At 65.1% G+C, this 24,442-nt stretch carries 25 protein-coding genes, 1 other RNA gene and 1 riboswitch; of the genes, 20 read left to right on the plus strand and 6 right to left on the minus strand.

Going from position 1 to position 24,442, the window contains the following annotated elements:
• Positions 1–42: 42 nt before the first annotated feature.
• The 13 genes from DK874_RS02645 to DK874_RS02710 all read left to right on the plus strand — a co-directional run bounded on the left by DK874_RS02645 (position 43) and on the right by DK874_RS02710 (position 10,423).
• On the plus strand, positions 43–1,311 hold the full coding sequence (locus DK874_RS02645; protein WP_114312496.1) for an NfeD family protein: 1,269 nt from the start codon (positions 43–45) through the stop codon (positions 1,309–1,311).
• A gap of 1 nt (position 1,312) precedes the next feature.
• Positions 1,313–2,290, plus strand: coding sequence for a flotillin-like protein FloA (gene floA, locus DK874_RS02650; protein ID WP_114312497.1), 978 nt, complete (start codon positions 1,313–1,315; stop codon positions 2,288–2,290).
• A complete protein-coding gene (locus DK874_RS02655) occupies positions 2,287–2,685 on the plus strand; it encodes a hypothetical protein (RefSeq protein WP_114312498.1) in 399 nt (132 codons plus the stop codon). Before floA ends, DK874_RS02655 begins: the two co-directional genes overlap by 4 nt.
• The gene (locus DK874_RS02660) at positions 2,649–3,644 is read left to right on the plus strand and encodes a PhoH family protein (RefSeq protein ID WP_114312499.1); all 996 of its coding nucleotides are present in this window, start codon (positions 2,649–2,651) and stop codon (positions 3,642–3,644) included. The genes DK874_RS02655 and DK874_RS02660 overlap by 37 nt, the downstream gene beginning before the upstream one ends.
• Complete coding sequence (gene ybeY, locus DK874_RS02665) at positions 3,607–4,041, plus strand: rRNA maturation RNase YbeY (RefSeq protein ID WP_114312500.1); 435 nt, start codon at positions 3,607–3,609, stop codon at positions 4,039–4,041. Before DK874_RS02660 ends, ybeY begins: the two co-directional genes overlap by 38 nt.
• Positions 3,996–4,394 carry a diacylglycerol kinase gene (locus tag DK874_RS02670; RefSeq protein ID WP_114312501.1) on the plus strand — a complete coding sequence of 133 codons (399 nt, stop codon included), beginning with the start codon at positions 3,996–3,998 and terminating at the stop codon, positions 4,392–4,394. The genes ybeY and DK874_RS02670 overlap by 46 nt, the downstream gene beginning before the upstream one ends.
• Positions 4,395–4,398: 4 nt before the next feature.
• Entirely contained in the window at positions 4,399–4,761 is a 363-nt protein-coding gene (locus tag DK874_RS02675; RefSeq protein WP_114312502.1) for a hypothetical protein, read from the plus strand.
• A gap of 63 nt (positions 4,762–4,824) precedes the next feature.
• On the plus strand, positions 4,825–5,295 hold the full coding sequence (locus DK874_RS02680) for a GreA/GreB family elongation factor (RefSeq protein ID WP_114312503.1): 471 nt from the start codon (positions 4,825–4,827) through the stop codon (positions 5,293–5,295).
• Between the two features lie 2 nt (positions 5,296–5,297).
• Positions 5,298–6,773: a lysine--tRNA ligase gene (gene lysS / locus DK874_RS02685; RefSeq protein ID WP_114312504.1), complete on the plus strand. Its 1,476-nt coding sequence runs from the start codon at positions 5,298–5,300 to the stop codon at positions 6,771–6,773.
• The gene (locus DK874_RS02690; protein ID WP_114312505.1) at positions 6,774–7,646 is read left to right on the plus strand and encodes a cation diffusion facilitator family transporter; all 873 of its coding nucleotides are present in this window, start codon (positions 6,774–6,776) and stop codon (positions 7,644–7,646) included.
• A 207-nt stretch (positions 7,647–7,853) separates the two neighbouring features.
• On the plus strand, positions 7,854–9,509 hold the full coding sequence (locus DK874_RS02700) for an acyl-CoA mutase large subunit family protein (protein ID WP_114312507.1): 1,656 nt from the start codon (positions 7,854–7,856) through the stop codon (positions 9,507–9,509).
• A gap of 9 nt (positions 9,510–9,518) precedes the next feature.
• Positions 9,519–9,938 (plus strand): cobalamin B12-binding domain-containing protein, encoded by a 420-nt coding sequence (locus DK874_RS02705; protein ID WP_114312508.1) that lies wholly within the window; start codon positions 9,519–9,521, stop codon positions 9,936–9,938.
• On the plus strand, positions 9,935–10,423 hold the full coding sequence (locus DK874_RS02710; protein WP_114312509.1) for a PaaI family thioesterase: 489 nt from the start codon (positions 9,935–9,937) through the stop codon (positions 10,421–10,423). The genes DK874_RS02705 and DK874_RS02710 overlap by 4 nt, the downstream gene beginning before the upstream one ends.
• Here the strand turns inward: DK874_RS02710 and DK874_RS02715 are convergent.
• The 6 genes from DK874_RS02715 to ssrA form a co-directional block, all read right to left on the minus strand.
• The gene (locus DK874_RS02715) at positions 10,377–10,718 is read right to left on the minus strand and encodes a hypothetical protein (RefSeq protein WP_114312510.1); all 342 of its coding nucleotides are present in this window, start codon (positions 10,716–10,718) and stop codon (positions 10,377–10,379) included. The genes DK874_RS02710 and DK874_RS02715 overlap by 47 nt on opposite strands.
• Before the next feature lie 81 nt (positions 10,719–10,799).
• Entirely contained in the window at positions 10,800–12,902 is a 2,103-nt protein-coding gene (locus tag DK874_RS02720) for a VWA domain-containing protein (protein WP_114312511.1), read from the minus strand.
• 134 nt (positions 12,903–13,036) lie between these two features.
• Positions 13,037–14,236, minus strand: coding sequence for a bifunctional 3,4-dihydroxy-2-butanone-4-phosphate synthase/GTP cyclohydrolase II (locus DK874_RS02725; protein WP_114312695.1), 1,200 nt, complete (start codon positions 14,234–14,236; stop codon positions 13,037–13,039).
• Positions 14,236–14,820, minus strand: a complete 585-nt coding sequence (locus tag DK874_RS02730) for a riboflavin synthase (RefSeq protein WP_114312512.1) — start codon at positions 14,818–14,820, stop codon at positions 14,236–14,238. The genes DK874_RS02725 and DK874_RS02730 overlap by 1 nt, the downstream gene beginning before the upstream one ends.
• Positions 14,820–15,953 (minus strand): bifunctional diaminohydroxyphosphoribosylaminopyrimidine deaminase/5-amino-6-(5-phosphoribosylamino)uracil reductase RibD, encoded by a 1,134-nt coding sequence (gene ribD / locus DK874_RS02735; protein WP_114312513.1) that lies wholly within the window; start codon positions 15,951–15,953, stop codon positions 14,820–14,822. Before ribD ends, DK874_RS02730 begins: the two co-directional genes overlap by 1 nt.
• 2 nt (positions 15,954–15,955) lie before the next feature.
• Positions 15,956–16,076, minus strand: a riboswitch (FMN riboswitch).
• Positions 16,077–16,546: 470 nt separating this feature from the next.
• Positions 16,547–16,918: a transfer-messenger RNA gene (ssrA, locus tag DK874_RS02745) on the minus strand.
• Positions 16,919–17,075: 157 nt separating this feature from the next.
• Here ssrA and rimP point away from each other — a divergent pair.
• The 7 genes from rimP to DK874_RS02780 all read left to right on the plus strand — a co-directional run bounded on the left by rimP (position 17,076) and on the right by DK874_RS02780 (position 24,397).
• The gene (gene rimP / locus DK874_RS02750; RefSeq protein WP_240307590.1) at positions 17,076–17,501 is read left to right on the plus strand and encodes a ribosome maturation factor RimP; all 426 of its coding nucleotides are present in this window, start codon (positions 17,076–17,078) and stop codon (positions 17,499–17,501) included.
• A 32-nt stretch (positions 17,502–17,533) separates the two neighbouring features.
• Positions 17,534–18,697: a transcription termination factor NusA gene (gene nusA, locus DK874_RS02755; protein WP_114312515.1), complete on the plus strand. Its 1,164-nt coding sequence runs from the start codon at positions 17,534–17,536 to the stop codon at positions 18,695–18,697.
• Positions 18,697–18,975 carry a YlxR family protein gene (locus tag DK874_RS02760; protein ID WP_114312516.1) on the plus strand — a complete coding sequence of 93 codons (279 nt, stop codon included), beginning with the start codon at positions 18,697–18,699 and terminating at the stop codon, positions 18,973–18,975. The genes nusA and DK874_RS02760 overlap by 1 nt, the downstream gene beginning before the upstream one ends.
• Positions 18,944–20,659, plus strand: coding sequence for a translation initiation factor IF-2 (infB, locus tag DK874_RS02765; RefSeq protein ID WP_114312517.1), 1,716 nt, complete (start codon positions 18,944–18,946; stop codon positions 20,657–20,659). The genes DK874_RS02760 and infB overlap by 32 nt, the downstream gene beginning before the upstream one ends.
• Before the next feature lie 8 nt (positions 20,660–20,667).
• On the plus strand, positions 20,668–20,982 hold the full coding sequence (locus tag DK874_RS02770) for a hypothetical protein (protein WP_114312518.1): 315 nt from the start codon (positions 20,668–20,670) through the stop codon (positions 20,980–20,982).
• Between the two features lie 134 nt (positions 20,983–21,116).
• Positions 21,117–23,324 (plus strand): protein translocase subunit SecD, encoded by a 2,208-nt coding sequence (gene secD, locus DK874_RS02775; RefSeq protein WP_114312519.1) that lies wholly within the window; start codon positions 21,117–21,119, stop codon positions 23,322–23,324.
• A gap of 128 nt (positions 23,325–23,452) precedes the next feature.
• On the plus strand, positions 23,453–24,397 hold the full coding sequence (locus DK874_RS02780; RefSeq protein ID WP_114312520.1) for a hypothetical protein: 945 nt from the start codon (positions 23,453–23,455) through the stop codon (positions 24,395–24,397).
• The last annotated feature ends 45 nt before the right edge of the window (positions 24,398–24,442 follow it).

Below are 24,442 nucleotides of genomic sequence, written 5' to 3' on the forward strand. Positions count from 1 at the left end.
TTTAGGATACCCCACCCCACACCCCCGCCCAGGCCGTATAGAATGGAGGCGGTGAAAAGGCTATTGGCCTTAGGCATCCTCCTTTCCCTGGCCCTAGGGAAGACCTACCTCATCCCCATCCAAGGGGAGATAGACCCCGCCTTGGCCGTCTTTGTGGACCAGGCCCTGGCCCGGGCCGAACGGGAAGGGGCAAGCGGGGTGGCCTTCCTCATCGATACCCCTGGGGGCCGGGTGGACGCCGCCATCCGCATCTCCGACCGCATCCTGCAGACCCCCCTCCCCACCTTAGCCGTGGTGCAGAACGCCTTTTCCGCCGGGGCCTTGATCGCCCTTTCCTGCCGCCAGGTGGTCATGCTCCCAGGCTCGGAGATCGGGGCGGCCCTACCGGTGGTGGCCCTGCCCTTGCGGGAACCCCAGGCGGCGGACCAGAAAATCATCTCCGCCCTAAAGGGGAAGTTCCGCGCGGTGGCCGAGGCCCGGAGCAGGCCCGTGAACCTGGCAGAGGCCATGGTGGACCCCAGCCTGGAAATCCCTGGCCTCTCCGCCAAGGGGGAGCCCCTCACCCTTTCCGCCGAGAAGGCCGTGGAGCTGAAGGTGGCGGACTTCAAGGCGGGAAGCCTCGCCGAGGCCCTGCGCCAGGCGGGCTACACCTTGGAGACGGAAAGGCTGGAGCCGGGCCCCAGGGTGCAGGTGGCCCGTTTCCTCACCAGCTCCACCGTGGCCGGGCTCCTTTTGGCCTTGGGGCTTTTGCTCCTTCTCCTGGAGCTCTTCACCCCGGGGTTCGGGGTGGCGGGGGCCTTGGGGCTCGCCTTCCTGGCCCTTTACTTCGCCGGGGGGTGGCTGGCGGGGCTTTCCGGAGCCTTTGAACTTATCCTTTTCTTCCTAGGCGTGGCCCTTCTTCTCGCCGAAGCCTTCCTCTTTCCCGGTTTTGGCATCGCCGGAGCCTTGGGGGTGGGGGCTATTCTGGCCTCCGTGTACTTCACCTTTGGGGAGAATGCCCTTTTGGTCATCGCCATCGCGGTGATCGCCTTGGGCTTGGGCCTCCTCCTGGTCTTTCGCTTCCTGCCTAGAACCCGCCCGGCAAGGGCTTTGGTGCTGGAAAGCGCCATCTCGGAACACGCCACCGGGGACGAGGTGGAGGTGGGGGCTATCGGCGTGGCCCTCACGGACCTAAGGCCTGGGGGTGTGGCCCGCTTTGGCAACAAGCGCGTAGATGTGGTGGCCAACCGGGGCTTCCTGCCCAAGGGCACCACCTTAAGGGTGGTGGAGGTCAGGGGGCCCACGGTGGTGGTGGAAGCCTTGGAGGAGTGATATGGAAGGATTGGGTGTGCTTTTTCTGGCGTTTATCGTCCTGGTTCTGGTCTTCTTGTTCTTTAGCTTCATCCCCGTAGGCCTCTGGATCTCCGCCTGGGCCGCAGGGGTCCGGGTGCCCCTCATCACCCTGGTGGCCATGCGCCTCAGGCGGGTTCCCCCCGCCAAGATCATCTACCCCCTCATCAAGGCCACCAAGGCGGGGTTGGACGTGCGCCTGGACCGCCTCGAGGCCCACTATCTGGCCGGGGGCAACGTGGACCGGGTGGTGGATGCCCTCATCGCCGCGGACAAGGCGGGCATCAAGCTCACCTTTGACCGGGCGGCGGCCATAGACCTAGCGGGGCGGGATGTGTTGGAAGCGGTGCGGGTTTCCGTGAACCCCAAGGTGATCCAGACCCCCATGGTGGCCGCGGTGGCCAAGGATGGGATCCAGCTTCTGGCTACGGCCCGGGTGACGGTAAGGGCCAACATCGACCGCCTGGTGGGCGGGGCCGGGGAGGAAACCATCATCGCCCGGGTGGGGGAAGGCATCGTGACCACCATCGGCAGCGCCAACTCCCACAAGGAGGTGTTGGAGAACCCGGACCGCATCAGCAAGACCGTGCTGGAAAAGGGCCTGGATGCCGGCACCGCCTTTGAGATCCTCTCCGTGGACATCGCCGACGTGGACGTGGGCAAGAACATCGGGGCCCAGCTGCAAATAGACCAGGCGGAGGCGGATAAGAAGATCGCCCAGGCCAAGGCGGAGGAGCGCCGGGCCATGGCCGTGGCCGCGGAGCAGGAGAACCGGGCCCTGGTGGAGGCCATGCGGGCCAAGCTGGTGGAGGCCCAGGCCCAGGTACCCCTGGCCTTAGCGGAGGCCCTGCGTTCAGGAAGGCTTGGGGTCATGGACTACTACCGCCTGAAGAACATCGAGGCCGACACCGACATGCGGGAGTCCATCAGCCGGGCGGCCAAGCCCGAGGGTGAGGAATGAGCTTAGACGACCTTCTGGGTCTCCTTTTCCTCCTCTTCTTTATCGTCATCCCGGCCCTCCAGGGCCTAAGCCGCCGGGGCCAGCCTTCCCCCACCCCTCCAGGCTTCCCGGAGGACCTGCCAGAGCCGGAACCCCTACCCCGCCCCAAGCCCAAAGCCCGGCCCAAGCCAAAACCCCGGCCAGCTCCTCCCCCCGCCTCTCTGCCCTCCGAGGCCGCCTCCTTGGAGCGCTACCCCAGCCCGGAGCGCACGCCCTTGGAGGTCAGCTTCCGCGAAACCCCCTCCCCGGAAGAACCCCGCAAGAAGGCGCCCAAAAAGAGGCTCTCCACCGATGCTGAGAGCATCCTCAAAGGGGTGATATGGCACGAAATCCTGAAGAAGCCCAAAGGCTGGTAATCCCCCTAAAGCCCGAGGAAACCCTGGCCTTTTTGGGCCAGGCGGACCGCAACCTGAAAAAGCTCCGCTCCCTTTTGCGAGAGGCCTTCGGCGACCGGCTCAAACTCATCATGCGGGGCAACCAGGTGGAGCTGGAGGGCGAAGGGGAAGCCCTGGGGGTGGCCGAGCGGGCCGTGCGGGACCTCCTAGCCCTCCTAAGGCAAGGGGCAGAGCTGGATCCCCCCACCCTGGAACAGGCGGTGGCCCTGGCCCTGCAGGGGGAGGGCCTGTACCAGGCCACCACCCCGGAAACCGAGCTGGCGCTACCCGGCCGCCTCAGGCCCAAAACCCCGGGGCAGAGGCGGTACGTGGAGGCCATCGCCACCCATGACATCACCTTCGGCATCGGCCCTGCCGGTACCGGGAAAACCTACCTGGCGGTGGCCATGGCCGTGAGCCACCTCCGGGCCAAAAGGGTCAAGCGCATCATCCTCACCCGGCCGGCAGTGGAGGCGGGGGAAAAGCTGGGGTTTTTGCCCGGGGACATCCAAGCCAAGGTGGATCCCTACCTCCGCCCCCTCTACGACGCCCTCTTTGACATGATCGACGCCGAACGCTTTGAGCAGTACCTCCAGTCCGGGATCATCGAGGTGGCCCCCTTGGCCTTCATGCGGGGCCGGACCCTCAACGACGCCTTCATCATCCTGGACGAGGCGCAAAACACCACCCCCGAGCAGATGAAGATGTTCCTGACCCGTATGGGCTTCTCCTCCAAGATGGTCATCACCGGGGACATCACCCAGATCGACCTGCCCAAGCACCAAAGGTCGGGCCTCGTGGAGGCCACCCGCATCCTGAAGGGCATTGAGGGCATCGCCTTCATCTACTTCAAGGAGTCCGACGTGGTGCGCCACCCCCTGGTGGCCCGCATCATCAAGGCCTATGAGGAAGCCGAGCACAGTGGGGATCGTGGCCAATAAAAGGCCCCCCAAAGGCCTTATCCCCAGGCTCCGCCGGGCCCTTTCCGCCCTGATGGAGGAACTGGGGGTGGGGGAAAAGGCGGTCACGGTCATCCTTACCGGGGATCGCAGGATCCGAACCCTGAAACGGGAATGGTGGGGAGAGGATGAGGCCACGGATGTCCTTTCCTTTCCCCACTATGAGCCCGGGGACCCCTTTGTGCCCCTGCACCTGGGGGATATCTGGATCAGCCTGGACACCGCCAAAAGGCAGGCGGAGGAAAGAGGGGTTCCCCTGGAGGAGGAGGTGCTCACCCTGGCGGCCCATGGGCTATGGCACCTCCTGGGCCACGACCACCAGAAGGAGGAGGATTGGGAAGGGTTCCACCGCGTCCAAGAGAGGATCCTCAGCCTCTAAAGGGCGTTTGGCGCTCCCTGGGCTACGCCTGGGAGGGCATTCTGTACGCCTGGCGGGTGCAGCGCAACTTCCGCCTCGAGGCCTACCTGGCCCTCCTAGCCCTGGGCCTGACCTTCTGGCTAGGGATAAGCCCGGTGCCGATCCTCCTCGCTAGCGCCCTGGTGCTTTCCCTGGAACTCCTGAACACCGCCCTCGAGGCCCTGGCCGACCTGGTAAGCCCGGTGTTCCACCCCCTGGTCAAGCGGGCCAAGGACACGGCGGCAGCAGCGGTGCTTTTGGCCAGCTTCTTCGCCCTCCTCCTGGGCCTCTACCTCTTCCTGCCTCCCCTCCTGGGACGTTTTGGGCTAAGCTAGTCCTATGGACCACGAGGAAAGGGAGATGATCCTGGAGATTTTTCCAGGCACTCCCCCCGAACTTCTCCCCATTGGGGAGATTCTTTATTATCGCGACGAGGAAGGCCGGGTGATCATCCAGGAAAAGGGGCCGCCGGAGCTCCGCCTGACCCTGGACCCCCTGCCCGGAACCCTGGGAAGCCCCCAGGTGTGCGAGGCCTGCCGCCGCCACCTTTCGGGAAGCGCCTTGGGGTTCTTCCGCCACCCGGTGGGCGGAAGGGAAACCCACCTCCGCTACCTGGTCCTCTGCCTGGACACCGCCACCTGCGCCAGCCATGCGGAGCCCGAGCGTTTGAGGGAAATCCTCCTTCGCGGTATACTCACCTGAGAAGGAGGCCCTTGGGCCAAGGAGGTCGGCTTTGGCCGACCTTCATGACTTACGAGGTGAGCTATGGCGCGCGAGGTAAAGCTAACCAAGGCCGGTTACGAGCGGCTCATGCAGCAACTTCTGCAGGAACGGGAGCGCCTGCAAGAGGCCACCCGCATCCTGCAGGAGCTCATGGAGTCCTCCGACGACTACGACGACTCGGGGCTGGAAGCGGCCAAGCAGGAAAAGGCCCGCATTGAGGCCCGGATCGACAGCCTCGAGGACATCCTCTCCCGGGCGGTGATCATAGAAGGAGCCACCACCGAGGTGATCGGCCTGGGCTCGGTGGTGGAGCTGGAAGACCCGGTCAGCGGAGAACGCCTGGAGGTACAGGTGGTTTCCCCCGCCGAGGCCAGCGTCCTGGAGACCCCCATGAAGATCTCCGATGCCTCCCCCATGGGCAAGGCCCTCCTGGGCCACAGGGAAGGGGATGTGCTCAGCCTGGAAACCCCTAAGGGCAAGAAGGAGTTCCGGGTGGTCTCGGTGCGCGGCTAGACATGAACGAGCAGACACGGCAACGCCTACTCAACCTGGAAGCCCTGGTGGAGGCGGGTTTTCCACCCTACCCCTACCGCTACCCCAAAACCCACAGTGCAAGGGAAATCCTATCCGCCAAGGAGGGGGCCCCCCCGGAAAGCGAGTGGCCCGAAGAGGTGGCCTTAGCCGGGCGCATCGTGGCCCTTAGGCGCATGGGCAAGGTCACCTTTGCCCACCTCCTGGACGGAAGCGGCAAGATTCAGCTTTACTTTCAGAAGGATCTGACCCCCCAGTATGGGCTTCTCAAAAAGCTGGATGTGGGGGACATCCTGGGGGTCAAGGGCACGGTCTTCACCACCAAAACCGGCGAGGTTACGGTAAAGGTCCTCTCCTGGACCCCTTTGGTGAAAAGCCTCCACCCCCTCCCCGACAAGTGGCACGGGATCAAGGACAAGGAGGTGCGCTACCGGCAGCGCTACCTGGACCTGATCGTCAACCCCGAGGTCCGGGAGATTTTCCAACGGCGCACCGCCATGGTGCGCTATATTCGCCGCTTCTTTGAGGAGCGGGGGTTTTTAGAGGTGGAAACCCCCATCCTCCAGCCCACCACCGGCGGGGCGGAGGCCAGGCCCTTCAAGACCTACCACAATGCCCTGGACCACGAGTTCTACCTGAGGATCTCCTTGGAACTCTACCTGAAGCGCCTTTTGGTGGGCGGCTTGGAAAAGGTTTTTGAGATCGGTCGGAACTTCCGCAACGAGGGGATTGACCACAACCACAACCCTGAGTTCACCATGCTGGAGGCCTACTGGGCCTACGCCGACTACCAGGACATGGCCAAGCTGGTGGAGGAACTGCTTTCCGGCCTGGTCCTTCACCTCTTTGGCTCCTACCAGGTCCCCTACCAGGGCCGGACCCTGGACTTCACCCCACCCTTCCGCCGCATCTCCTTCGTGGAAGCCCTGAAGGAGAAAGCGGGCCTCGCCTTTGACCCCTTGGACCTGGAAAGGCTAAGGATTTTCGCGGATGCCCACCACCCGGAACTGGCCCATGTCCCCAGCTACAAGCTCCTGGACAAGCTTTTCGGCATCTACGTGGAGCCTGAGCTGCAAAACCCCACCTTCGTCTTTGACTTCCCCCTGGCCATCAGCCCCCTGGCCAAGCGGCACCGGGAAAAGCCCGGGCTTACCGAGCGCTGGGACCTCTATGCGGCCGGGATGGAGCTCGCCCCCGCCTACTCCGAGCTCAACGACCCCCTGGACCAAAGGGAGCGCTTCCTGGAACAGGCCAGGCGCAGGAAGGAAGGGGACGAGGAGGCCCCTGAGCCCGACGAGGACTTCCTCCTGGCCCTGGAGTACGGCATGCCCCCGGCGGCGGGGCTTGGCTTGGGCCTGGACCGCCTGGCCATGATCCTCACCGACCAGCCCTCTTTGAGGGATGTCCTCCTCTTCCCCCTCCTCAAGCCCAAGCGGGAGCTGGTGGAGGAAGAGACCTAGGTGGCGGAACGGGCTGCCCGCCTCAGCTTCCTGGTGGCCCTCCTGGTCTTAGGGCTTAAGGGGGTTGCCTACCTCCTCACCGGCTCGGTGGCCTTGCTTTCCGATGCCCTCGAGTCCACAGTGAACGTGGCGGCCGCGCTTCTGGCCCTCTTCGCCATCCGCTTCGCCCAGAGGCCCCCCGACGAAACCCACCCCTTTGGCCACACCAAGGCCGAGTACTTCTCCGCGGTGCTGGAGGGGGTCTTGGTGGCGCTGGCTGCCCTCCTCATCATCAAGGAGTCCATCCCCCGCCTCCTGGAACCCAAGCCCCTCGAGGGCCTGGGGCCTGGTCTCTTGGTCAGCCTCCTGGCCTCCCTCCTGAACGGCCTTTTGGCCTGGCACCTCATCCGCCAGGGAAAGCTTCTCCGCTCCCCTGCCCTCACCGCCGATGGGTACCACGTGCTTTCCGATGTCCTGACCTCCGTGGAGGTGCTCGCCGGCGTGGGCCTTGCCTGGGGCACGGGGTTATGGGTGCTGGATCCCCTCCTGGCCCTATTGGTGGCGGGGAACATCCTCCTCATGGGCTTCCGCCTGGTGCGCCAGTCCGTGGGGGGGCTTATGGACGAGGGCCTCCCCCCGGAGGAGGTGGGGCGGATCCGGGAAACCCTTGCCAAGGCCTTGGGGGGAAGGGCCCTGGAGGTCCACGACCTAAGGACCCGCAAGGCGGGGAACCGGGCCTTTTTGGAGTTCCACCTGGTGGTGCCGGGGTCCATGACGGTGGAAGAAGCCCACCGGCTCTGCGATGAGCTGGAAAGGGTTCTGGAGAGAACTTTCCCTGGCCTTGCCGTCACTATCCACGTGGAACCCGAAAGCGAGCGTAAACGCCCGGGGTGAGGAAGCTGGGGCCCAAGGCTCAGGGAAGACCCATCCCACGGCGTTCCCCCTACCCTGGCCACCTTGTCCCCTCGGAAAGGGGGCTTTCGGAAAGGCTGGACCCCAACCCCTGGATAGCCCTTGGCCGGCCGCCCCGGCAGGCGGGATGGCATAACGCTCTTTTCCTTAGGCGCACAAAAGCGTAGAATATGGCCCAAGGGAGGGCCCATGCGCAAGAAGCACGACTGGCTCAGGGAGACCTACCAGAAGAGCCTGGAGAAGATGCCCGAAAGGCCCGTGGCCCACCGCACCCTTTCGGACATCGCCCCAGAGCCCCTTTACACCCCCGAGGACATCGGGGTTCTGGACCCCGAGTACGAGGAGAAGCGGGGCTACCCCGGGGAGTACCCCTATACCCGGGGGGTCTACGGCTCCATGTACCGGTCCAAGCTCTGGACCATGCGCATGTTCGCCGGCTTCGGCACCGCCGAGCAGACCAACGAGCGCTTCAAGAAGCTTTTGAAGGCGGGCCAAACCGGCCTTAGCGTGGCCTTTGACCTGCCCACCCTCATGGGCTACGACTCCGACCACCCCCTCTCCCAGGGAGAGGTGGGCAAGTGCGGGGTGGCGGTATCCAGCCTGGCGGACATGGAGATCCTCTTTGAGGGGATCAACCTCGAGGAGGTCACCACCTCCATGACCATCAATAGCCCCGCCAACGCCATCTGGGCCATGTACCTGGCGGTGGCCAAGAAAAAGGGCTACGACTGGAAAAAGCTTGGGGGCACCATCCAAAACGACATCCTGAAGGAGTTCATCGCCCAAAAGGAGTTCATCTTCCCCCCAGAGCCCAGCGTGAAGCTGGTCATCGACACCTTTGAGTGGGGGCCTAAGAACGTCCCCAAGTGGAACTTCATCTCCGTATCCGGTTACCACATCCGGGAGGCGGGCTCCACGGCGGTGCAGGAGCTGGCCTGGACCCTGGCCGATGGGTTCGAGTACGTGGAAGCTGCCCTCAAGCGGGGCCTGGACATCGACGAGTTCGCTCCCAGGATCAGCTTCTTCTTTGACGTCCACAACGACTTTTTTGAGGAGATCGCCAAGTTCCGCGCCGCCCGGCGCATATGGGCCAAGGAGATGCGCCACCGCTACAGGGCCAAGAACCCCCAAAGCTGGGCCCTCCGCACCCACGCCCAGACCGCTGGGGTCTCCCTCACCGCCCAGCAACCCCTGAACAACATCGCCCGGGTGGCCATCCAGGCCCTAGCCGCCGTCCTTGGGGGCACCAACAGCCTCCACACCGACGCCTACGACGAGGCCCTGGCCCTGCCCACGGAGGAATCCGCCACCATTGCCCTGAGAACCCAGCAGATCATCGCCTACGAAAGCGGGGTCACCCACACCATTGACCCCTTGGCGGGGAGCTACTACGTGGAGTGGCTCACCGACGAGATGGAGCGCCAGGCCATGGCCATCATCGAGGAGATCCGCCGCATGGGCGGCGTGGTGCGGGCCATCGAGGAGGGCTACTTCCTCCGGGAGCTGGCCGAGGCCAGCTACCGCTACCAGCAGGAGGTGGAGCGCAAGGAGAGGATCATCGTAGGGGTGAACGCCTTCACCGACGAGATCCCCCTCAAGGTTCCCATCCAGCTGGTGGACCCCGAGGTGGAACGGGTCCAGGCGGAGCGCCTGGCCCGGGTGCGCCGGGAGCGGGACCAAAAGCGGGTGGAAGAGGCCCTGGCCGGCTTGCGCCGGGCTGCGGTGGAAGGGCAGAACACCATGCCCCACTTCGTGGAGTGCGCCTTGGCCTACTGCACCCTGGGGGAGATGATGAACGTCTTGCGGGAAGTGTACGGCACCTACCAGGAGCCAGCCTACGTTTAGGATGGGGTTATGGACCGGCGCATACGGGTGCTCATCGCCAAGCCCGGGCTGGACGGCCACGACCGTGGGGCCAAGGTGGTGGCCCGGGCCTTAAGGGATGCCGGCATGGAGGTCATTTACACCGGCCTACGGCAAACCCCCGAGATGATCGTCTCGGCGGCCATCCAGGAGGACGTGGACGCCATAGGGCTATCCATCCTCTCGGGGGCCCACATGCACTACTTCCGGGAGGTTAAGAGGCTTTTGGACGAGCAGGGAGCCTCGGACATCCTCCTCTTCGGGGGAGGGATCATCCCCGATGAGGACGTGCCCAGGCTGAAGGAGCTAGGGGTGGCGGCGGTGTTTGGCCCCGGGACCAGCACCCAGGAGATCGTGGACTTCCTGAAGCGGGCGGTGCCGGAGCGCTGGCGGGCCCAGGGGTTAGCGTGAAGGCCATCCAGCTCTACTACCCACCGGAGTGGGCCCACTGCTACGGGTGCGGCTACCTAAACCCCATGGGCCTTCACCTCAAGACCTACTGGAAGGCAGAGGCGGGCCATAGCGAAACCCGCTTCACCCCAAGCCCCCACCACACCGCCATCCCCGGGTTCGTCTACGGAGGGCTTCTCGCCTCCTTGGTGGACTGCCACTCCACCGCTACCGCCGCCGCCATTAAGGCCCAGGCGGAGGGCCTGGACCTGGAAACCCATCCCTTGCGGTTCGTGACCGCAAGCCTCAAGGTGGACTACCTGAAGCCCACCCCCCTTGGGCCCGAGCTCCTCTTGGTGGGCCGGGCCCGGGAGGTAAAGGGGAAAAAGGTGGTGGTGGAAACCGAGCTTTTTGCGGAAGGGGTCCTAACCGTGCGGGGCGAAGCGGTGTTGGTGCAGATCACCCAGGGTTTTGGTCTGGAAAATAGCGCTCCAAAACACGGATGAGCTCCGAAAGCGCCTCGGCCTTGGGCGAAGCCACCAACACCAGCTCCAGCCAAGCCTCTTCCAGCGTCTTTTTCAAGGCCAAAAGCTCGGGGCCGGGAAACACCTTGCCTAGGGCCACCGCTTGGGTGCGCTCATAACACTCCCGCTTGTCCGCCTGGAGGTGGCGAATGGTTTGCTGGGCATCGTAAAGGGCTGCCTCTAACCGGTTGATGCGGTCGTGCAAGGGCTTCTCCTCCTGGCGCCTCCTTTTGGCCTCCTGCAGGAACCACCTCTCCCACTCGTCATCCCAGCGCATGGCCTTAGGATAGGGTCGCCCCCAAAGCCTAGGGCGTGATCTACGCACAAGAGGGCCGAATCCCTGGCTTTAGGAGGGCCCTCACCTGGGAGAACCCCGTCGCGCCTCCCGAAAACGTTCCCAGAGGAAGAGGGCCAGGGCTAAGGCGATGAGGTAGGGGCGAAGGGGCAAGGAGGAAAGCGGCACCGTTCCCAAATCCTCGAGGGCCAAAAGCCTTCCCCCAGAGGCCTCGGCCAGGGCCCTGAGAATCCCTTTCCCATCCCTGGGGGTCCACTCCCCGGGAAGGGGCAGGGCTAGGGGAATGCGGCGCTTCCCGTCCAAGAGCACCCCCGGTTCCCCAGCCAGCACCTCGTACCGCTCCGGACCAGTGGGCACTAAGGGCACCTCCCTTCCCCCGCTAAGGAAAAGGGGGTTCTCCAAACGGCCCAGGACCACGGCACGCACCAGGTGCTCCTCAGGGTAGGTGTAGAGGGCCACGGCCTTTTGGCTTCCCATGAGGTAGCGGGCAAGCCCCCCGAGAAAGGGGGCAGCCCCTTCCCAGCCCCGCCAGGACCGGGAAAGGTCGGTGGCCAAGGCGGCCACCCGCCCTTCCCCCCGCTCCCCCACCGCCAAGACCGCCCGCCCCTCGCTTTCCAAAAGCACCTCCGCCCAGGGCTCGGCCCGGGCCGGCAGGAGAACGGCAAGGGGGGGTGGGGAAAGCCCTTGGGTCAGGGGATGGGGCCTGGTTTGGACGGGGAAGCGGCCCTCCAGGCGCTCGCCTTGGAACACCTCCTGCCCCTCCTTCAGGAAAAGCCGGGGAAGTTCCTGGGCGGTGGCCGCCTGGTAGTACCGCCCCCCACCCTGCTGGGCCAGCTCCTTCAAGAACGCCCGGTCGGCATCGGGCCCTAGGGCCATGGCGCTCACCTCGAGGCCCGAGGCCTCCGCCAGGGCCAGGATGGGCTCCTTAGAATCGGAGATGAGGCCATCGCTGAGCACCAGAACCCCCTTCCTATCCACCGGGACATCCCCAAGAAGCCCCACCGCCTCCCGAAAGGCAGGCCCCAACACGGTCCCACCCCCCGCCCGCACGGAGAGGAGGAGGCTTTCCGCCTCCTTCTTGCCCTGTTCCGTCATGGGCCTGGGGGGGAAAAGGACCCGATGGGTGGAGGAGAAGAGGACCACGCCCAGGTGGTCCTCCGCCGCCGCCGAGCGCACCAGTTCCAAGGCCCCGGCCACCGCCAGGGAAAGCTTCTCCCCCTCCATGCTTCCGGAAACGTCCAGGACCAGGACCAAGGCCGCCCCCTTACGGCCCAGGGGCTTTAGGGGGAGGTCCTGCGGCAAAACCCGGTCCCAGCCACCGAAGAAAAGGCCCTTGGGGGTGGCGGTGAAAAGAAGCCCTCCCCCCCGACGCAGATACTCCCTTAGGGCCTCGGGGGCCCCTGGGGGAAGGTCCAAAACCCCCAGGCCCACCACCACCAGGTCGGCCTCCAAGGGCATGCGGAAGGGGCCCTCCTCCACCTGAAAACCCTGGGCCTCCAGGTAACGGGCCAAGGCCGGATCCCCCAACACCAGGGCCTTGCCGCGGTCGGCAGGTTCCAGGCTCACCTGGGCCTCGCTCCTGCCCCAGGCGCCTTCCACCACCGCCCGCACCTGGGCCTCCTCCGTAAGGGAGAAGGTGTAGGCCAGGGTTTTGCGACCCTCCACCCAAAGACTCTTTTCCACGGACCCCCCAGGACCCTCCACCCTAAGCCGGGCCTCCACGGGAAGGGGCGCCTCGAGGACCACCCCCACCCCCACCGTCTCCCCATAAAGCGGGTAAGGCGGGGGCAAAAGCCCCACCGCCACATGGGGCTTGGGGGGCACGTACACCGCATCCAGGGGGAAAGGCGCCGGTATGGGGGCGAAAAGCCCATCGGAAACCAGCACCACCCGGTCGGGCTTCAGGGCCGCCACCTCCTGAAAAGCCACCCTCAGGTCCGTTCCCTCCCCCAGGTCCAGCCTGCGGGCCGTGGGAGAGGGAAGCCTCGCCGCACGCTCGGCGAAGGCCACATAGATCCCATCCCTCGGGAGCTTTCCCGCAATGGCGAAGACGCTCTCCCTAGCGGAGGGGGAAAAATCCAGAAGGTACACCACCCGCCCCGGTAGGGGCCATGCGGGGCCCAGGAAGGCCAAGACAAGAAGCACGAGAACCCCTAGCCGAAGCATAGCCTCATGCTAAGGGCTGGGGGAACCCCTCATACCCTTTCCTATTGTTTCCTTCGCTAAGCCCCAACGAGATGACGCCTACCGGAGGCCCTTTCCGGGGCCCCCACCCTGGCTTGCGCCAGGGTGGGGTGGTATCAGTCCATCCAGTGCCCGAGCTTCTCCTTTTTGGCCTGGAGGTACCGCTCGTTGTGGGGATTGTCCCCGGCCCGCAAGGGAAGGCGCTCCACGATCTCGATGCCGAAGCCGGACAGGGCCTTCACCTTGCGCGGGTTATTGGTGAGAAGGCGCATCTTGCGCACCCCCAGGTCGTAGAGGATCTGGGCCCCCACCCCGTAGTCCCTTAGATCCGGAGGAAATCCCAAGGCCAGGTTGGCCTCCACCGTGTCCAGCCCTTGGTCCTGCAGGTGGTAGGCCCGGATCTTGTTGACGAGGCCGATTCCCCGCCCCTCCTGCCTCAGGTAGACCAAAACCCCCTTCCCCTCCTGGGCAATCCGCTCCAGGGCCAGGTCCCGCTGGAAACCGCAGTCGCACCTCAAGGAGTGGAGGGCATCCCCGGTGAGGCACTCGGAGTGCATGCGCACCAGGATGGGCTCCTCAGGGTCCCAGCTTCCCATGACCAAGGCGGCGTGCTCCTCCCCGGTGAGGCTATCCCGAAAGCCCAGGATGCGGAACTCGCCAAACCGGGTGGGCAAAAGGGCCTCCGCCTCCCGCCTCACGTAGAGATCCCCCTTCTCCAGGCGATAGCGGATGAGGTCGGCGATGGTGCCCACCTTAAGCCCGTGGCGCCCAGCGAACGGCAAAAGATCCGGAAGCCGGGCCATGGTGCCGTCCTCCTTGAGGATCTCGATCAGGCTCCCCACCGGCCAGAGCCCCGCCAGGCGCAAAAGGTCCACCGTGGCCTCCGTGTGTCCGGCCCGCCTCAGGACCCCGCCGGGCCTCGCCACCAGGGGAAAGATGTGCCCAGGACGCCGGAAGTCTTGGGCAGTGGCCTCGGGATCAGCCAGAAGCCTAATGGTGGCCGCCCGCTCAAAGGCGGAAATCCCCGTGCTGGTCCCCCGGGCATCCACGCTCACGGTGAAGCGGGTGCCCTGGGGATCCTGGTTCCTCTCCACCATGAGGTGCAGGTCCAAGGCCTTGGCCCGCTCCTCCGTGAGGGCCACGCAAAGGAGGCCCCGGCACTCCTTGAGCATAAAGTTCACCCACTCCGGGGTCACGTGTTCCGCCGCCATGATGAGGTCGCCCTCGTTTTCCCGGTCCTCGTCGTCCACCAGGATCACCGGGCGGCCTTGGCGGAGTTCTTCCATGAGTTCCCTAACGCTGGCCAAACCCTCCATCATTCCCCCTTCATTAACCGTTCCAGGTAACGGGCGATGAGGTCCACCTCCAGGTTCACCCCATCCCCCACCCCTAGGCCCCCCAGGTTGGTGATCCTCAGGGTGTGGGGAATGAGGGTCACGAAGAAGGCATCCCCCTTAAGCCCCGCCACCGTGAGGGAAACCCCGTTTAGGGCCACGCTCCCCTTTTCGGCGATGTAGCGGGAAAGCTCCCGCGGCGGGCGGAAATAGTAGTCCAGGGCCCCTGGGGTCTCCCGGATGGCCACCACCTCCGCCACCCCATCCACATGCCCGGTGACGAAATGCCCCCCAAGCCTCTCCCCCACCTTAAGGGCCCGCTCCAGGTTGGGCCGGTGCCCTACCCGCCAGGTGGGGGCGGTGCGGCGCCGGGTTTCCTGGGCCAACTCCACCCAAAACCCCTCCCCATCCACCGCCACCGCGGTGAGGCAGACCCCATCCACGGCCACGGAATCCCCCACCTTAAGGTCGGAAAGCACCTCTTTGGCGGCAATTCGCACCCTGAGGAAGGGCCCTTCCTCCACCCGCACGATCTCGCCCGTTTCCTCCACCAGTCCCGTGAACATCATCCCTCCGGATAGGCCTCCAGCCAAAGATCCTCTCCTAGCCATTCCCTACGCACCAGCCTGAGCCCTTTGGCCTCGGCCATGCGCTCCACGGCAAACCCCTCCAAAAACCCTTTCCCCTCTCCCAAGACCTTGGGCGCCACGAAAAGGGCCAGCTTATCCACCAAGCCCCTTTGCCAGAAGGCTCCGGCCAGCCTCGGCCCGCCTTCCAACAAGACCCCGTCCAGGCCCTCCTCCAGCAGGAAGGCCAAGGCCGCTTCCAGGCTCACCCTTCCCCCTTCCCGGGGAAGCTCCACCACCCGGGCCCCCACCCCCTCGAGGGCCCTAAGCCGGTCCTTGGGAGCGCCTCTGCCCACCAGCACGTACACCTGGGCAGGCTCCTCCCGGGGCCCCTTGCGGAAGATGCGAGCGGTAGGGGGGGTGCGGCCTTCCGTGTCCAGGACCACCTTCACCGGGTCCCTAAGGGGCGGGGGCTCCAGCATGAGGGGGAAGGGGCGGAAGTCGGGCTCCCGCACGGTGAGCCAGGGATCGTCCTGCAAGACGGTTCCCACCCCCACCATCACCACGGGAAGCCACTGGCGGTAGGCCTGGGCCACGCGTCGGCTTTCCTCCGCGGAAACATAGCGGGCATCCCCGCTCAAGGCCGCCACCTTGCCGTCCAGGGTGAGGGCCGCCTTGAGGAGAACAAAGGGCCGGCCCTTTCTTTGCCGGTGGAAGAAGACTTCGTTCTGCTCCCGGGCCTCGGCCTCCAGAAGCCCCGCCTCCACCTCCACCCCCCCCGTCCGAAGGCGCCCTAAACCCCCTTGGGCCAAAGGGTTGGGGTCCTGGGCCGCCACCACCACCCGGGCCACCCCCGCCTGCAAAAGGGCCAGGGAGCAAGGAGGGGTGCGGCCATGGTGGTTGCAGGGCTCCAGGGAAACATAGGCGGTAGCCCCCCGGGCCAAGGGCCCCGCCCCCCTCAAGGCAAAGACCTCCGCATGGGGCTCCCCGGCCTTGGGATGGTACCCCTCCCCCACGATGCGGCCCTCCCGCACCAACACCGCCCCCACCAAGGGGTTGGGGTGGGTGTGGCCTCGAGCCCGTTCGGCCAGCTGCAACGCCCTACGAAGAAAGCGCTCGTCCAGCTCTCGCAAAGACCCTCCTTCTCCCATCCGGACTTTCACCGTCGGCCCCGGAATTCCACCGGGTCGGGCCCCAATGGGGCTTCGCGGGCTTTCACCGCCGGTGGGGACTTCCACCCCGCCCCGAAGGAGGTGCCAGCAGGCACCAACCTCACTTTACAACCATGAGGAGGGTCACACGTTGGGTCGCACTACCCTCAAGACCCTCGCTCCGGGCCAATACCAGAAACCGGGCATCCAGGGTGAGGACCGGAACCCCCAAAGCCAAAGCTGCTGCCGCCGCCATGGCGTCGGCGAAACCCAAAGGGAGGTCCTGGGACTGGCGCACCAAGGTGCGCGCGGCAGGAAGGAGGCTAACCCTCCTGTCCCCATGCCCTCTCCAACCAGGCCTCCGCCGTACGGCCTGTGACCTCGGTATCCTCCCCTAGGCCCAAGGACTTAGGAGAAGGGCGCTCCAACGCCTCCCTTACGGGCTCAGCCTGGGGGCAACTCTCCCGCCGGACCTTAAACGCTTCAAGGACCCAGGCAGATAAAGGGCGGTCTTTTCCATACCGCCCTACTACCACACATACAAAATCAGGGGCCCTTAGAGGCCCCTATCCCTTTGGTGGAGGTGGGGGGAGTCGAACCCCCGTCCGAAAGTCCCTACGGCAGGCCTCTACGCGCGTAGTCCGTGTTTTGCATGTCCCCCTGGCTTAGCCCACGGACAGGCGGCCAAGGGTAAGCCCCGCTGGTTTTCGCCTTGGGTTACGGAGCCTAGCCAAGGCTAGCCGGGTTTGTGTCCCCGCTACCGTGAGCCCCCGGCGGGGCTTCCGGGCGGGGTCGCGGTCTTAAGCCGCGAGAGCGTAAGCAGGCTTGTTGGCCTTTATTCGTTTGCGGGTTTTTACGGTCAGCCCTCTTAGGGGCTACCTTCGAGGCCACCCGCACCTCGGCGCGCCACCTGCCCTCGGCGACCCCCGTCGAGACCGTTCACCCCCATGTCTTGGCCGGGCTCGGACCGGCAAACTTGAGTGTAGCAGGCTAAAGGGGTTGTAGTCAAGGGGGTTTTGGGTGTAAACTGAGCCCAGTGCTCCCAAGGGAGGGGGGTGGGTGTAAGCCCACCCTTCCTTTGTGAAGGGAGGTAGGGAGGTGCCTGTGGACCTTTGGCGGTTGGTGGAGGAAGCGGTAGGGCCCCTGGACCTCGAGGTCCTGGAGGTGAGGGAAGCCCCCGGGGAGGTCCTGGTCCGCCTGGAACGGAAGGACGAAAAGCCCATCCGCGTGGCTGACTTGGAACGGGCCAGCCGGGCCATTGAGGCCGTCTTTGACCGGGAGGACCCCATCCCGGGAAGCTACCGCCTTTTGCTGGAGTCTCCCGGCCCCAAGCGCCCCCTCTTCACCCGCCGACACTTTGAGCGCTTCCAGGGCCTTAAGGCCAAGGTGCCGGGGCCGGAAGGCTTCGTGGGACGCATCCTCCGGGTGGAGGAGGATGTGGTGGTCTTCCAGGTGGGCCAGGAGGAAAAGCGCCTCAGGATCGGCACCTTCCGCGCCAACCTCGCCGAGTGGCCCGAGGAGCCCAGGTAGATAACACTACAGACGGGATACAGGGAGGAGAGATGAACCGGGAATTCATAGACGCCATGCAGCAGCTGGCCTTGGAGCGGGGGGTTACCACCGAGGAGGTCCTCGAGGCCTTCAAGGAAGCCCTGCGCAAGGCCTACATCAAGCGGCAGAAGGGATACCGCAAGGAAGAGATCGATGCGGGCAAGGGCCCGGAGGTGGACGTCTACATCGATCCCCAGACCGGGCGCATTGAGATGGTGGAGGTCCGCCGCGTGGTGGAGAAGGTGGAGGACCCCGACAAGGAAATCGCCCTCTCCGAGGCCCTCCAGTACGATCCCGAGGTCCAGGTGGGCGATGAGATGGAGTTCCCCATCGACCCCGAGGGCCTTTCCCGCATGGCCATCCAGGACCTGCGCCAGATCCTCACCCAGCGCCTCAAGGAGTCCGAACGCAACCGCATCTACAACGAGTACAAGGACAAGGAAGGCCAGGTCCTCACGGGGGTGGTGACCCGGGTGGACAACCGGGGCAACGTCTTCGTGGAGCTGGGCCGGGGAGAGGCTTACCTTCCGAAGAGCGAGCAAATCCCCACCGAGCGGTACTACCCCGGCCAGCGCCTCAAGGTGTACCTGAAGAAGGTGGACCGCTCGGCCAAAGGCCCTTCCTTGATCGTGAGCCGGGCCCACGAAAAGCTTCTGGAGCACCTGTTGAAGCAGGAGGTCCCCGAGATCGCCGAGGGCATCGTGGAGATCAAGGCCATCGCCCGGGAGCCTGGCCGGCGCAGCAAGGTGGCGGTGATGACCCACAACCCCAACGTGGATCCCATCGGGGCCTGCATCGGCCACAAGGGGCAGCGCATCCAGGCGGTTTCCGCTGAGCTGGGCCGGGAGAAGGTGGACATCATCCTCTGGGCCAAGGACCCCAAGGAGTTCATCCGCAACGCCCTCTCCCCCGCCCAGGTGGGTTCCATTGAGCTGGACCCGGATGGGCAGAAGGCCCGGGTCAAGGTGACCAAGGACCAGCATTCCCTGGCCATCGGCACCGGGGGGCAGAACGTCCGCCTGGCCTCCAAGCTCACGGGGTACGAGATCCACTTCGAGGAGGCGGAGATCTCCGACCTGGATGAGGCTATTCGCAAGGCTGCCCAGGAGGAAGCCGAAACCACCAGCCGGGCCAAAGAGGAGTTTGAGAAGCTCTTCCGGAATCTTTCCGAGTAATGGCCAAACACATCCCCATCCGCATGTGCGTGGCCTGCCGCAGAAGGCGGCCTAAGGGGGAGCTTTTGCGGATCCTCTTCACGGGGGAGGGGTTTCGCCTGGATCCCACGGGGAAACTGCCGGGCAGGGGAGCTTATGTCTGCCCCGACAACCCCGAGTGCTGGACGGAAAAAAAACTCAGGCGCTTTGCCGGAGGCCGGGCAAAGGCCTTGTCGGAAGCGCTAATCGCCCTTTTAGGAGGTAAGGATGGCCAAAATACGCATCTACCAGCTGGCTAAAGAGCTGGGCATGACCAACGAGGAGCTCTTAGAGCTCCTGGACCAGATGGGGGTTCCCTACAAGTCCCACGCCTCTACCCTTACCGAGGAGGATGCGGAGGCGGTGCGGGAACTGGTCAAGGAGCAACGGGGTCTAGAGGAAAAGCTGGCGGAAGAAGAGCGCAGGAAAGCCCTTCCTAGAAGGCCTCCCGTGGTGGTCATCATGGGCCATGTGGACCACGGGAAGACCACCCTGCTGGACTACCTGCGCAAAAGCCGCATCGCCGAGAAGGAGGCGGGGGGGATCACCCAGCACGTGGGCGCCTTTGAGGTGAAAACCCCCCAGGGCACCGTGGTCTTCATCGACACCCCGGGGCACGAGGCCTTTACCACCATAAGGCAGCGGGGGGCCAAGGTGGCGGACATCGCCGTTATCGTCATCGCCGCCGACGACGGGATCATGCCCCAGACGGACGAGGCCATCGCCCACGCCAAGGCCGCCGGGGCCAGGATCATCTTTGCCCTCAACAAGATGGACCTACCCCAGGCCAACCCCGACCGGGTCAAGCGGCAGCTCATGGAGCGGGGTTTCGTGCCCGAGGAGTACGGGGGGGAGGCCATCGTGGTGCCCATCAGCGCCAAGACCGGCCAGGGGGTACAGGACCTCTTGGAGATGATCCTTCTCATCGCCGAGCTGGAGGACTACCGGGCCGACCCCAACGCCGAACCTAAGGGGGTGATCCTCGAGTCCCGGCTGGATAAGCAGGCGGGGGTCATCGCCAACATGCTGGTGCAAGAGGGCACCTTCCGGGTGGGGGACTACGTGGTGGCCGGCGAGGTGTACGGCCGCATCCGGGCCATGATGGACGCCGACGGCAACCAGCGCAAGGAAGCGGGCCCGGGTAGCGCCGTGCAGGTCCTGGGCTTCCAGGAACTTCCCCACGCCGGGGATGTGGTGGAATGGGTGCCCGACCTCGAGGCGGCCAAGGAGATCACCGAGGAGCGCAAGGAGGAGCGAAGGGCCCGGGAAGAAGCGGAAAGGGAGCGCCGCCCCAGGACCATGGCCGACCTCCTGCGCGCCCTACAGGAGGAGGGGCAGAAAGAGGTGAACCTCATCCTGCGGGCGGATACCCAAGGGTCCTTGGAAGCTATCCAGCACATCCTGGCCAAGGAGAGCACCGAGGAGGTGAAGATCAACGTCCTCCTGGCCCAGGTGGGGGCCCCCACCGAGTCCGATGTCCTCCTGGCCCAGACCGCCAACGCCGCCATCCTGGCCTTTGGGGTAAACCCCTCCGGTGCCGTGAAGAAGGCAGCGGAGCAAAAGGGGGTCCTCCTCAAAACCTTCCGCATCATCTACGACCTCATCGACGAGGTCCGGGCCATGGTCAAGGGGCAAAAGGAGCCCACCTACAAGGAGGAGGTCCTGGGCCGGGCGGAGGTGCGGGCCATCTTCCGCCTGCCCGGAGGCAAACAGGTGGCAGGGTGCATGGTCACCCAGGGCAAGGTGGTGCGGAGTGCCGAGGTGAGGGTCTTGCGCAAGGGGGAGGAGATCTGGAAGGGCAAGATGGCCAGCCTCAAGCGCTTCAAGGAGGACGTGCGGGAGGTGGCCCAGGGTTACGAGTGTGGCATTGGCCTCGAGGGGTTCGACGACTTCCAAGAGGGGGATATCATAGAAGTTTTCCAGATGGTAGAGGTGGTGGCGTAGGAGGTCCCTTGCGGCAGATCCAGAGGTCTTTCCCCTGGTGGGTCCTCGTCCTGGCCAGCCTGGCCCTGGCCCTCCAGGGCCTAACCCTCCTGCCCCCAGGAAGGGGAAAGGCGGAAGCAGGGCTTCAGGCGAAGGGGCCCGCCTGGGTCCTGAAGGAGGAGCGGCAAGGAAGCGTAACCCCCTCCTTGGCCCAGGCTCCCACCCGTCCCCCTCATCCCACCCTCAAACCCCAAAGCCGGGAGGCCCCACCGCCCGTGCCAGGGACCTTTTCCCTAACCCACCTCTACCTTCTCTACGGCCGCCTGCAGATGGATGGAGGCTAAGCCTGGGTTCCCTCCCGCGCCGGCCTCAGCCCCAAAGGCCATCCGGCGCGCCTTAAGTAGGGTTTGGATTTGTCCTATGGCTTCAGGCGCTCCTGATACCGAATCAGGCACATGGGTAACCGAAGGGAAACCGCATGAACCGCAAGCTTCTCAACGGACTTCTGCTCCTTGGCCTTTTCCTGCTGGCCCTCCTCATGGTCTGGAAGCCCTGGGCCCCAGCCGAGCCCAAGGTCAAGCTGGGCCTGGACCTTAAAGGAGGTCTGCGCATCGTCCTCGAGGCCGCCGTGGAAAGCCCCACCCCCGACGATCTGGAAAAGGCCCGTACCGTCCTGGAAAACCGCATCAACGCCCTGGGGGTGGCAGAACCCCTGATCCAGATCCAGGGGCAAAAGCGCATCGTGGTGGAGCTACCTGGCCTCTCCCAGGCGGACCAGGACCGGGCCCTTAAGCTTATAGGCCAGCGGGCGGTCTTGGAATTCCGCATCCTCAAGGAAGGGGCCACCGGCACCACCGTGGCCCAGATCAACCAGGCTCTCAGGGAAAACCCCAGGCTTAAGCGGGAAGAGCTGGAAAAGGACCTCATCAAGCCCGAGGACCTGGGCCCAGCCCTTCTCACGGGTGCCGACCTGGCCGATGCCCGGGCGGTCTTTGACCAGTTCGGCCGCCCCCAGGTCTCCCTCACCTTCACCCCGGAAGGGGCCAAGAAGTTTGAGGAGGTCACCCGGGCCAACGTGGGGAAGCGGCTAGCCATCGTTTTGGACGGAAAGGTTTACACCGCCCCCGTCATAAGGCAGGCCATCACCGGTGGCCAGGCGGTGATCGAAGGGCTTTCCGGCCTCGAGGAGGCCAGCGAGATCGCCCTGGTCCTGCGTTCAGGGGCCCTACCCGTGGCCCTGGAAGTAGCGGAGATCCGCTCCATAGGCCCCACCCTGGGCCAGGATGCCATCCAAGCCGGCATCCGTTCCGCCCTCATCGGCACCCTGGCCATCTTCCTCCTCATCTTCGCCTACTACGGCCCAAGCCTGGGCCTGGTGGCTTCCTTGGGCCTCATCTATACCTCGGTGCTGATCCTGGGGCTCCTTTCCGGCCTAGGGGCCACCCTTACCCTCCCGGGCATCGCCGGCCTCGTCCTCACCCTGGGGGCGGCGGTGGACGGGAACGTGCTTTCCTTTGAGCGCATCAAGGAGGAGCTTAGAGCGGGGAAGAGGTTCCGCCAGGCCATCCCCGAGGGCTTCAAGCACTCCACCCTCACCATTCTGGACGTGAACGTTGCCCACCTGTTGGCCGCTGCCGCCCTTTACCAGTACGCCACCGGCCCCGTCAGGGGCTTCGCCGTGGTCCTGGCCATCGGGGTGGTGGCCAGCGTCTTCTCCAACCTGGTCTTCAGCCGCTACCTCCTGGAACGCATGGCGGACCGGGGTGAGATCAAGCCTCCCATGTGGCTGGTGAACCCCCAGTTCAACTTCATGGGCCCGGCCCGCTTCATCACTCTAGCCACGCTTCTCCTGGCGGTTCTGGCCGCCGGGGTGGTCTTTACCAAGGGGTTCAACTACTCCATTGACTTCACCGGGGGAACGGCGTATACCCTGCGCACGGGCCCTGAGGTGGGGGTAGACAGCCTAAGGCGCTTCTTAGAAGCCAAGGGTTTTCCCTCCAAGGAGGCCATCATCACCCAGGTGCAGGCGCCCACCGCCGACTACAGGGAGTTCTCCCTTAAGCTCCCGCCCCTTCCCGACGAAAAGCGCCTCGAGCTGGAGCAGCTCTTCACCACCGAGCTCAAGGCCAGCGTCCTCACCTCGGAAACCGTGGGCCCGGCCATCGGCTCCGAGCTTCGCCGCAATGCGGTAATGGCGGTCTTGGTGGGCCTGGGGCTCATCCTCATCTACGTGGCCTTCCGCTTTGACTGGACCTTCGGGGTGGCCAGCGTCCTGGCCGTGGCTCACGACGTGGCCATCGTGGCGGGGATGTATAGCCTCTTGGGCCTGGAGTTCTCCATCCCCACCATCGCCGCCCTCCTCACCATCGTGGGCTATTCCATCAACGACTCCATCGTGGTCTCCGACCGCATTCGGGAAAACCAGAAGCTCATGCGGGGGGTCCCCTACCGGGAGATGGTGAACCGCTCCATCAACCAGACCCTTTCCCGCACGGTGATGACCAGCCTCACCACCCTTTTGCCCATCATCGCCCTCCTCTTCCTGGGGGGAAGCGTCCTCAGGGACTTCTCCCTGGCCATCCTCGTGGGCATCTTCGTGGGTACCTACAGCTCCATCTACGTGGTGAGCGCCATGGTGGTGTTCTGGAAGGAGTTGCGCCAACAGCGGGCAAAGAAATCCGCCTAAGACCCGCAACGGAAGTAGACGGGAGACCCACCCCCCGGGACCACACTGCTTCCCGGGGGTCCGGTTTACCCTAAGGGAAAGGAGGCCTGGTGGCTCCCTAGTGTAGGCGTTCCTGAGGAGAGAGGATCATGGCCACAACCTCTTTCCGCCCTTGGCTCATTGTAGCCACCTTTCTTTACCCTGCGGCTTTGGGCCAACCCCTGCTGCTAGCCCACGAGCCGGAGGTACGGTGGCTCTTTGCCCTCGAGCTGATGAGGGCGGCCCTCGAGGCCCATGCCGAAGCCCCTTCCCCCGATTCCCTGCAGGACTTTGAGGAGGGTCTGCACCTGGTAAGGGAGAGCCTCCGCGCATGGTCCCTTCCCTTTTCCTCCCGATGGGAAGGCTTTCTGCAACGGGTGGAGCACCTTTCCCTGGCAGAGCCCAGCAACCTCCGCCCCCTTCTCCGCGAGGCCGAGGACCTCTTTCATCAAATCCAAGCGTCCTTGGTACCCCACCTGGATCCAGCCCTGCGGGCAGGGCTCGTAGTTCAGCTGGCCCTGGGGGATAAGGGGGTGGCCGCCAGCTACCAGGAGGGCTTCTTGGGAAGGAAGGCGGCTTACCGCCGTGGCTTTTTCCTCCTGTGGCAGCTCGAGCTCCAGGTGGCCGAGCTCAAGCCCTTCCTTTCCCCCGAAACCTGGTCCAGGATCGCCGAGGCCCTGGCCGCTTTGCGGGAGCTCTACCCCAGTTCGGGTTGGCCCGAGCGGTTCCGGGATCCGGAAAGGGCCAGGGAGGCCGCCCTAGACTTAGCCTTTGCCCTGGAAGCCGGCCTAGGCGTAGACCTTCTCCCCCGGGATCCCCGGCAAGGCCTAAGGTACCTGCGCCACTTGGTGCAGCCGGCTTGCCAGGCACCGCCAGGGCAAGGGGAAGAAGCCTGGGAAGCGGCGCGTCTCTTCTTCCGGTCCTACCTTCTTCTCCCCCTTGCCGCCAACGCCCCCACCCAGGCCGACGCCCTGGCCCAGGCCCTGGACGAACCGCCCTCCTGCGATAGGCTCCCCGCCCTTCTCCAAGAAGCAGAAGAGGCCCCCTGGGAGTAACGCTTCGTTGGACTCGCATGGAGCCCCTGCCTATTCTCCAGACCT

The organism is Thermus caldifontis (assembly GCF_003336745.1).
In the GTDB taxonomy this organism is placed as follows: domain Bacteria; phylum Deinococcota; class Deinococci; order Deinococcales; family Thermaceae; genus Thermus; species Thermus caldifontis.

Coding starts and splice junctions, on each gene's coding strand:
- DK874_RS02715 (WP_114312510.1), bottom strand. CDS start 10,718: ATGCGCTGGGATGACGAGTGGGAGAGGTGGTTCCTGCAGGAGGCCAAA.
- DK874_RS02700 (WP_114312507.1), top strand. CDS start 7,854: ATGCGCAAGAAGCACGACTGGCTCAGGGAGACCTACCAGAAGAGCCTG.
- DK874_RS02705 (WP_114312508.1), top strand. CDS start 9,519: ATGGACCGGCGCATACGGGTGCTCATCGCCAAGCCCGGGCTGGACGGC.
- DK874_RS02760 (WP_114312516.1), top strand. CDS start 18,697: ATGGCCAAACACATCCCCATCCGCATGTGCGTGGCCTGCCGCAGAAGG.
- DK874_RS02680 (WP_114312503.1), top strand. CDS start 4,825: ATGGCGCGCGAGGTAAAGCTAACCAAGGCCGGTTACGAGCGGCTCATG.
- DK874_RS02730 (WP_114312512.1), bottom strand. CDS start 14,820: ATGTTCACGGGACTGGTGGAGGAAACGGGCGAGATCGTGCGGGTGGAG.
- DK874_RS02675 (WP_114312502.1), top strand. CDS start 4,399: ATGGACCACGAGGAAAGGGAGATGATCCTGGAGATTTTTCCAGGCACT.
- DK874_RS02780 (WP_114312520.1), top strand. CDS start 23,453: ATGGCCACAACCTCTTTCCGCCCTTGGCTCATTGTAGCCACCTTTCTT.
- DK874_RS02725 (WP_114312695.1), bottom strand. CDS start 14,236: ATGGAGGGTTTGGCCAGCGTTAGGGAACTCATGGAAGAACTCCGCCAA.
- DK874_RS02655 (WP_114312498.1), top strand. CDS start 2,287: ATGAGCTTAGACGACCTTCTGGGTCTCCTTTTCCTCCTCTTCTTTATC.
- ybeY (WP_114312500.1), top strand. CDS start 3,607: ATGAGGAAGCCGAGCACAGTGGGGATCGTGGCCAATAAAAGGCCCCCC.
- DK874_RS02660 (WP_114312499.1), top strand. CDS start 2,649: ATGGCACGAAATCCTGAAGAAGCCCAAAGGCTGGTAATCCCCCTAAAG.
- infB (WP_114312517.1), top strand. CDS start 18,944: ATGGCCAAAATACGCATCTACCAGCTGGCTAAAGAGCTGGGCATGACC.
- secD (WP_114312519.1), top strand. CDS start 21,117: ATGAACCGCAAGCTTCTCAACGGACTTCTGCTCCTTGGCCTTTTCCTG.
- DK874_RS02645 (WP_114312496.1), top strand. CDS start 43: ATGGAGGCGGTGAAAAGGCTATTGGCCTTAGGCATCCTCCTTTCCCTG.
- floA (WP_114312497.1), top strand. CDS start 1,313: ATGGAAGGATTGGGTGTGCTTTTTCTGGCGTTTATCGTCCTGGTTCTG.
- lysS (WP_114312504.1), top strand. CDS start 5,298: ATGAACGAGCAGACACGGCAACGCCTACTCAACCTGGAAGCCCTGGTG.
- DK874_RS02720 (WP_114312511.1), bottom strand. CDS start 12,902: ATGCTTCGGCTAGGGGTTCTCGTGCTTCTTGTCTTGGCCTTCCTGGGC.
- nusA (WP_114312515.1), top strand. CDS start 17,534: ATGAACCGGGAATTCATAGACGCCATGCAGCAGCTGGCCTTGGAGCGG.